Raw genomic sequence first — 7900 nt, 5'->3', positions numbered from 1 at the left:
CCGGGGACGAAGTTGTTTGGCGGCCATGGGTGGATGCGAGACCCGTCGGGTTACGCCCTTTGGGCTAACCCGACCTACAGTGTGCGGCTCTTCATCGCCAGGGGTGGCGCAGGGCCATGAGAGTTGACGCAAGGTTTCTGACCGGATTGGTGACCGCTTCAGTGCAGCAGTACCTCCGCTTCCTCGATCAACTGCAGACAGTCGCTATCCTCCGCCATCCCCGGGTCAATGAACGGGAGGATCGCGGCGAGCGGCCCGATCAATACACCGAGACCCAGCGCAAGCCCTCCGCGCACCATGACGCCCGAGGGATCGATCTCCAGGGACAACGAAGTCACGTGGCCTGAGATCTCGACGGGTACGCGCGAGTGAGCGATGCCTGGATCCTTCGGCTGCCCTTCGATGCGAAGTGTCAGTGTCTCCTCGCGAAGATCGACTTCCCCTTCGCCCGCGATCAGCGTGCGCTCGGTATCGAGGATCATTGTGGAGGTGGCCATGATGCCGTCCTCGATCTCCAATCCCGCCACGAAGCAGCGGATGACCATCGGTTGCAGTTCGCCGTTCTCGCCCCGCACGGCCAGGGCTTCGAGAAACCCGGCGTCAAGCAGGGCCAGGGCCGAATCGTCGACCCTGCCGCGCTCCATGACCACCGCGGCTTCACCCTGCGCAGCGCCCATCGCCGAGCGAATGGTGTCCCCTCGCGTCTCGAAGATGGCCCTACCCTTCAGCACGCCTTCGACGGCTCCCTCCAGTCCGAGATCATCGAAGATGTCCTGCAATTCCAGGGCCGACAATCTGAGATCCAGATCGGAGTATGCTGGCTCGACGTCCGAATAGATGGACGCGAACAGGTCGAGCGTGCCTCCCACGAATCTGAAACGCAGCGGTGTCAGCCTCAGAACGCCGTCTTCCAGATCGAGATCCAATTCGAGCTCGCGAAGGGGCAGGTGGGGCGCAACCACGACTTCGCCCCGGAACGTCACACGCGCGTCGGCCTTCTGGATCTGTTCGCGTTGCAAAGGCGCGTCGGGCAGGAGTCGATCAGGTGCTTCCTCGCCGGATTCAGCGGGAACCCGATCCTCCGGGTATACGCCGATCAGGGGTCCGAGGTCCACAAACTCGAGGTGTTCCGACACAAGCTCCGCCGTGATCAGCGGCCGTTCCCGTCCCACGTCCAGCGAGAGCGATCCGGCGATGTCGCTGTCGCCTACGACGCCGCTGAAGTCATCGAACCGCCACACGTCCGTCTCGCGCACGAGATCGCCTGAAAGTTCGTAGGGGCGCGTGCTCGGCAGTGGAATCTGAAGGACGGGTGCCAGCAGGAAGGCGTTTGGGCCCTTGATTTGCAACGCCATCTTCAGGTCTTCTGGCTGAAACGGCTTCTCGATGCTTCCGTTCAGCGTGGCCTCGGTCGCGCCGATCCGGACTTCCACTTCGACGGGGTAGGGTTCGTCGCGCGCGCGCAGGTCCAGGAGCGAAGCTCCGCGGATGACCAGTTCGAATTCCTCGTGCTGCAACCGCCCCTTTCCTTCTATGGTGACCGGCCCCGCACCCCCTTCGGGGCTGGTTCCCTCGGCCGAGGCGATGGTCGCGTCGAGCTCCACATCGTGCCTGCGATCGTGAAAGGTCAGGCGGCTGTCCTCAATCACCAGGCTCTCGATCAATGGAATCCACGGCGGTTCGTCGGGTTCCCTGCCCAGATCCCAGCTTGAACGACCGTCGGCGTCGATCTCCAGGTGGATCGCGGCATCGCGGATCTGCAGCTCGGAGAACACCAATCGTCCCCGCGCGAGGGACCTCAGATCCATCTGCATCTGCAGCGATTCGATCTCCACCATGTTCTGCTCAGCCGCCCAGTCGGCGTTGGCAAGGCGTACGTCCCGGGCCTTGATGAGCGGCTGCAGCCCAAGCCTTCCCTCCAGGTCGCCATCGATCGCGAATTCTCGCCCGAGGTCCTCCGAGAGCCTGTCGGCGAAGGCATTGCGGAGCATGTTCCAGTCGAAGACGAGGAGGAACACGGTGACGAGTAGCGCGATGAGCGCGACGAGTCCTGCTATCCATTTCAGTGCGATACGCACCAGCGGGTCTCCCGATGGTTCTGCCCCAGAAGTATAGGGCACAACGCTCTCTTGCCCCGCGGACAACCCACGTCGCCCCAACCAACAGAGCTGGCACCCGGTGGTGGCCGATGGCCTGCTGCGGTTACCCTTGACCCTCCTTCTGGCCATTCCGTACGGTGCCCTCTTCGGCAGTCCGGGGATGCGGCCATCACCCCGCGTGTGCGAGGTCCTGATCGTCATGAAGAAAATGCTCCTTGCCGCAACGCTGGCGACGGCCCTGGCTCCGATGGCGGGGCTTGCAGAAACCGCGTTCGAGACCTGTATCGCAGACATCAGGGCCAAGGCCGTTCAGGAGGGCGTCGACGCCGATGTGGCGGATCACGTCCTTGGCAGCGTGGAGCACCTGGACCGCGTCATCGAACTGGATCAGCGGCAGCCCGAGTTCACGACACCGTTTGTCGATTACCTCGGTCGTCGCGTAACGACGCAGCGCATCGATCAGGGTCGCGCCCTGCTGCAGACACACCGGGCGCTGCTGGAACGCGTCCAGGCGGCGACCGGCGTTCCTCCCGCCTACCTGGTGGCTTTCTGGGGAATGGAGACCAATTACGGCACGTATTTCGGCCGTACGTCCGTGCCGAGTGCGCTGGCCACACTCGCCTGCGATCCCCGGCGAGCCGAGTACTTCACCGAAGAGTTGATTGCGGCGCTGCGCATCATCGAGGAAGGGGCGATCCCATTGGAACGAATGGAGGGCTCCTGGGCCGGGGCCATGGGCCACGTGCAGTTCATGCCCTCCGTGTTCCTCCGCTACGCGGTCGATGGTGACGGCAATGGCAAACGGGATCTTTGGAACAGTATCCCCGACGCGATGATGTCCGCAGGCAACTTTCTCAGCGCCCTCGGCTGGGACTCGAAGTATCGCTGGGGACGTGAGGTCGTCCTGCCGCCTGGCTTCGACTACAGCCAGGCCGGCCGGACCGAGCGCAGGCCACTGTACGAGTGGCGCCGACTCGGCATCACTGATGTTCACGGGAACCCTGTGGCCGACATCGACCTGGAGGCAGCCCTGCTGGTCCCGGCCGGACACCGGGGACCCGCCTTCCTCGTCTATCCCAATTTCAACGTGATCATGGGCTGGAACCGGTCGGAGTTCTTTGCCCTTTCGGTCGGACACCTGGCGGACCGCATTTCCGGCGCAGGCAGGCTGTACCGGCCGCCGCCGGTGAATGCCGCCCGTCTCTCGCGGGCGCAGGTCGTGCAATTGCAGTCGCAACTAAACGACAAGGGATTCAACAGCGGTGAAGTAGACGGCATCCTGGGACCGGCGACGCGTAACGCCATCAGCCAGTATCAATTGGCAAACGGGATGCTTGCCGACGGCTTCCCCGAAGAGACATTGCTTGCCCGACTGGGTATTGCTCTGACAGGTCACCAGTGACGGAACCGCCCTTCCCTGGATCTTGCCGATGCTCATCACCCATTCATATGCTACCTTCCATTCATGGGAAGTCCGGTTGGTGCATTGGCGTTCTCCGCCACCGGGGGTGACGCCAGTCCGTCTGGTTCAGTGAGGAATCCGGCTCGTTTCGGGCCAAAGAAGATTCCCGTTTTCCCGTAGCCACTCACACAAGGAGGATTCCCATCATGCTCACACTGGACCTGCTGAACCGACAGAATCACGAGATCGCCGAACTGACCAAGGTCCTCGCGCACCTGATCCAGGAACGCGAGATGTGCGACACCGATATTGCGAGCAACCTGCTTGACCAGTACGTTGCACGCGTGCAGGAACATTTCGAGCGCAACAACAAATTCGTTTACCGAGATCTGCTCACCCACGGGGACGTTGGAATCAACAATACGGCACGTCGTTTTATCGAGGGAGAGAAGGAAATCAAGAAATTGTTCAATGATTTCGTCGGTCGCTGGTGTCGGCGGGGCCTGCTTATCGACGACCACGCGCGTTTCGTCACCGAGGCGGAGGACATTTTCCGGCTGGTATCCAAGAGGATCCAGGCTGAATGTGAAGAACTCTACCCCTTGGCAAGACGACTCCCGCGCGAGCCAGAGGGCATTGCCTCACGCGTTTGACGAAGGTATGCGGGCGCGCCCGTTGCGTCTGCCGCAGAGGCCGAACGGCCCCTATTCCACGTTTCCGGTGCGCCAGCGACGATACGTGGGAAACTCCTTATAGGCTCGCGTCAGGACATACTCCATGGTGTTATGAAGTCGATGCAGTCCCACCACGGCTTCGATGCGGATGATCTCCTGGCCGTGTTCGTCGAAAAACACCATGGTCGGTGCCCAATGGATACCCAGACGCTCGCCCCATGCCCGCGCGGTCGTTCGCTCTCCATCCGGTGTGATGACCCGAGTGTCGGCATCCAGGTCGAGTTGCACGGCCTGAAACTGGCTTACGCGTTCGATCACCTCAGGGTTGCTTAGTGGTTCCGAATGCAGAACATCGCAGGCATGGCAGCCACGGCGTTCAAAAAAGACCACCAGGAGCCGTTGCGCCGGCACCCGGGAGCGGTCAAGCATGTACGGGGGCGGATCAAAAAAGTCCCGTTCATTGATGTCTTCAAGGTCAAACTTCGGCGGGGGGTCGGCACGCTCCAGGTATTCACGGAACGTTCCGTCCCGGTCGTGACGGTCGATCACATACTCGAGCGCCGCGCGAAAACGATACGGCGGGTAATAGCCGCGGATGCGGAAAATCTCGTCACCTTCCGCATCGATGAAGGAAAAGCCAGGGGTGAAGTTGAGACGTCGATTCGCAGCGAACAACCGTTCTGTCAATCGGTCGCCTTCCAGGGTCACCACCTCACGGGCACCCTCCACGTCCAGAGGGACCACGTCGAAGTGCTCTGAAAGATAATGGCGGATATCGGGTTCGGCCAGGTTCTGGTGGAGCATCACTTCACAATAGGGGCAGTGGTCAAGACCGAAATACAGCGCCAGCCCCATCTTCCCCCCGGCGACGGCTTCGTCGAGATCCTCACGCAGATCCAGAAAACTGAGCTTGAACCAATCCGGCACCACCAGGCCAATCTCGCGAGGTGTGTCGTCGATCCTCGGAAAAACCGGCCGCTGTTCCGCGTTCACATCAAGGCCCAAATTGCGTTCCGGATCGGTTTTCCCCGCCAGCGCAGGCAAACTCAAGATCGCGAGAAGGGCCATGCTGCTCGACAGCAACCACAGAGCGGCGACGAATCGCATTCTTGCCGGGGTTGTCCAGGGAGTGTTCTTCATCTCGCCGGTCCCGCATTCAAGCCGACTTCGAGTATAGCCTCCGTTCGTCCGATTGCATCCAGGCGCCCGCGTAGCGTAGCGGCTAGCTTTCATGGCCCTGCGCCACCCCTGATGATGAAAAGCCGCAAACTGTAGGTCGGGTTAGCCCATAGGGCGTAACCCGACGAGTCTCGCACCCACCTATGGCCGCAAACCAGCGTCGTCCCCGGTTCGGCGTCTCCCTCATGCACCGCCTGGCACCAGCAGCGTCAGGCGCCGGGCCTGACGGCATACCGCCTCGGCCGTACTTCCGATCAACAGGTCCGTGACCGGATTGCGGCCGCGCTTGCCGATGATCACGAGATCCGCACCCTTTTCCTCCGCCACCCGGCCGATGACCACCGAGGGCTTGCCCTGGCCCACGAGCGCGGTATCGAAGCCGCGCTCCCCGGCCCGTTGCGCCAATCCCTCGACATGGGTCTCGATGGCGCGGCGTTCGTCGGCACGATCGGGGTCATCGTCCCAGCGCCCGACCGAAACCACCACCCCACGCCGGCACTCGGGCAGGATCTTGAGAAAGGCTTCCTCCGCCGCCTCGGCGGCCTTCGAGCCATCCGTCGCCAGCAGGGGGCGACACACCGGAGCCTCTTCCAGCGGCACTTCGCCGGCCGTGGGCGCCAATAGCAAAGGTCGCCGGGCGCGGCGCGCCAGGTCCAGCACCGTGCTGCCCAGAAACATGTCGCGCAGCGTGCTGTGGCCATGGCTACCCGCCAGGATCACGCCAGCACCGCGCTCGCGGGCCTCACGTTCCAGCTCAGCCGCCACGGCACCCGCGCAGACGACCGTATCGGCCTCCAACCCCCGGTCACGAAGCCTGGCGGCCATCTCCTCCAGGCGGTCTTCGTAATACGGGCCATGCCCCACCTCGGGGGCCTGGGTATAGCCCGCGACCAGCACATGAGCGAGCGTCAGCCGCCGGCAGCCCAGGGCCCTCAGGCGCTCGAGCTGGCCCTCGAGCCGGGCCCATGCGGGCGAGAAATCCACTGCCACCAGAATGTGTTCGAACATCGCGTGCTCCTAGACTCGTCCCATTTCGCCTTCCACCACCAGCCGGCGCCAGCGGAACAGACCCTCCACATCAATGTGATACGGGCCCGCGCCCAGGTCGTCGGCGACGAAGACCCGCACACCATCGATCTCCCGCGCGGCGTAGCCGTCCGCCTTGCGCGGCGCGCCCGGCTCGGCGACCGGCACCCCGGCCTGGCCGCCGCAACAACCATGACGCGCGGACAATCGCAGGGTCACCTCCCCGCCGTTCCCGGCCAGCCACTCGCGGGCGGCCTCGGTCAGGCTGATGTCGGTCATGTCGAGGGCGCCCTGGCATCGGCCGGGAACCAGTGGCGCGTGCGGTTGGCAATGCGCACCAGCGCCAGCATCAGTGGCACCTCCACCAGCACGCCCACCACCGTCACCAGCGCTGCGCCGGATTGCAGGCCGAACATCGCGATCGCGGCGGCCACGGCCAGTTCGAAGAAGTTGCTCGCCCCGATCATCGCGCCGGGGGCTGCCACCGCGTGACGCACCCGCCAGGCCTTTGCCCAGAGGTAGGCAATGTAGAACACCAGAACGGTCTGGATGATCAGCGGGATTGCAATCAGGACAATATGCCCCGGATTCTCCAGGATGCGTTCCCCCTGGAAGGCGAACAGCAACACCAGGGTCACCAGCAGGCCAATCGGCGTGACCGGTCCCAGGCGCTTCATGAACACGTTGTCGAACCACTCGATCCCCCTGCTCCGAATCAGCCAGATCCTCGTGAGATAGCCCGCGGTAAACGGGATCACGATGTACAGCAGCACCGACAATGCGACCGTATCCCAGGGCACATGGATGTTCGACATACCCAGCAACAGGACCACGATGGGTGCAAAGGCAAACAGCATGATGATGTCGTTCACCGCGACCTGGACCAGGGTGTAGGCCGCGTCCCCGCGCGTCAGGTAGCTCCAGACGAAGACCATCGCGGTGCACGGGGCTGCACCGAGCAGGATCGCCCCGGCCAGGTACTCGCGACCGAGTTCCTCCGGGATCCACGCGGCATACACGAACATGAAAAAGAACCAGGCCAGCGCGAACATGGTGAACGGCTTGATCAGCCAGTTGACCGAGGTGGTGATCGCCAGGCCCTTCGGCTCGCGGCGGACGCCGAGAATGGCAGTGAAATCGATCTGCACCATCATCGGGTAGATCATCGCCCAGATGAGAATCGCGACCGGGATGGAGACCTGCGCGTACTCCCACTGCGCCAGCGTCTCCGGCACCACCGGCAGGAGCTGCCCCAAGGCCACCCCGGCGACAATGCAAAGCGCGACCCAGACGCTCAGGTAGCGCTCGAAGACCCCCATGCCTTCCTTCGTCGAGATCTCCTCGACGGAGGTGTTTCGATCGGTCATTGCCTACTCCGTGTTCTCAATGTTCGCGAAACGGACCCGCGGATCCTCCAGCATCCACAGCGAGACCATGGATGGGACGCAGTCCTGTCGCTTGAACCGGTTGCAGCAGCCTTTGCAGACGAAGATTTTGGCGGTTTCGGCGCGGTCAATGCG

At 63.0% G+C, this 7900-nt stretch carries 7 protein-coding genes; 2 read left to right on the top strand and 5 right to left on the bottom strand.

All coding sequences use genetic code 11. The features are described 5' to 3' along the window. Nucleotides 1–158 precede the first annotated feature (158 nt). Nucleotides 159–2078 carry an AsmA family protein gene (locus EA346_RS10980; RefSeq protein WP_296758512.1) on the bottom strand — a complete coding sequence of 640 codons (1920 nt, stop codon included), beginning with the start codon at nucleotides 2076–2078 and terminating at the stop codon, nucleotides 159–161. A gap of 220 nt (nucleotides 2079–2298) precedes the next feature. On the opposite strand from EA346_RS10980, the gene EA346_RS10975 reads away from it, so the two are divergent. Next, nucleotides 2299–3501, top strand: a complete 1203-nt coding sequence (locus tag EA346_RS10975) for a lytic murein transglycosylase (RefSeq protein WP_296758510.1) — start codon at nucleotides 2299–2301, stop codon at nucleotides 3499–3501. 206 nt (nucleotides 3502–3707) lie between these two features. Beyond that, nucleotides 3708–4154 carry a hemerythrin domain-containing protein gene (locus tag EA346_RS10970; protein WP_296758509.1) on the top strand — a complete coding sequence of 149 codons (447 nt, stop codon included), beginning with the start codon at nucleotides 3708–3710 and terminating at the stop codon, nucleotides 4152–4154. Nucleotides 4155–4205: 51 nt separating this feature from the next. Here EA346_RS10970 and EA346_RS10965 read toward each other — a convergent pair whose 3' ends face one another. The 4 genes from EA346_RS10965 to arsB form a co-directional block, all read right to left on the bottom strand. Beyond that, nucleotides 4206–5315 (bottom strand): thioredoxin fold domain-containing protein, encoded by a 1110-nt coding sequence (locus tag EA346_RS10965; protein ID WP_296758507.1) that lies wholly within the window; start codon nucleotides 5313–5315, stop codon nucleotides 4206–4208. Between the two features lie 222 nt (nucleotides 5316–5537). Beyond that, nucleotides 5538–6362, bottom strand: coding sequence for a universal stress protein (locus EA346_RS10960; protein ID WP_296758505.1), 825 nt, complete (start codon nucleotides 6360–6362; stop codon nucleotides 5538–5540). Nucleotides 6363–6371: 9 nt separating this feature from the next. After that, nucleotides 6372–6659: a CC/Se motif family (seleno)protein gene (locus EA346_RS10955; protein ID WP_296758503.1), complete on the bottom strand. Its 288-nt coding sequence runs from the start codon at nucleotides 6657–6659 to the stop codon at nucleotides 6372–6374. Next, a complete protein-coding gene (arsB, locus tag EA346_RS10950) occupies nucleotides 6656–7747 on the bottom strand; it encodes an ACR3 family arsenite efflux transporter (RefSeq protein ID WP_296758501.1) in 1092 nt (363 codons plus the stop codon). The genes EA346_RS10955 and arsB overlap by 4 nt, the downstream gene beginning before the upstream one ends. Between the last annotated feature and the right edge of the window lie 153 nt (nucleotides 7748–7900).

Source organism: Thioalkalivibrio sp. (assembly GCF_007692535.1).
GTDB lineage: Bacteria > Pseudomonadota > Gammaproteobacteria > Ectothiorhodospirales > Ectothiorhodospiraceae > Thioalkalivibrio.
The sequence above is the reverse complement of the archived record's forward strand: the minus strand, read 5'-3'. Positions and strand labels throughout refer to the sequence as shown.

Excerpts from the sequence above, each read along its gene's own strand:
- EA346_RS10965 (WP_296758507.1), bottom strand. The coding sequence starts at position 5,315 with ATGAAGAACACTCCCTGGACAACCCCGGCAAGAATGCGATTCGTCGCC.
- EA346_RS10970 (WP_296758509.1), top strand. The coding sequence starts at position 3,708 with ATGCTCACACTGGACCTGCTGAACCGACAGAATCACGAGATCGCCGAA.
- arsB (WP_296758501.1), bottom strand. The coding sequence starts at position 7,747 with ATGACCGATCGAAACACCTCCGTCGAGGAGATCTCGACGAAGGAAGGC.
- EA346_RS10975 (WP_296758510.1), top strand. The coding sequence starts at position 2,299 with ATGAAGAAAATGCTCCTTGCCGCAACGCTGGCGACGGCCCTGGCTCCG.
- EA346_RS10960 (WP_296758505.1), bottom strand. The coding sequence starts at position 6,362 with ATGTTCGAACACATTCTGGTGGCAGTGGATTTCTCGCCCGCATGGGCC.
- EA346_RS10955 (WP_296758503.1), bottom strand. The coding sequence starts at position 6,659 with ATGACCGACATCAGCCTGACCGAGGCCGCCCGCGAGTGGCTGGCCGGG.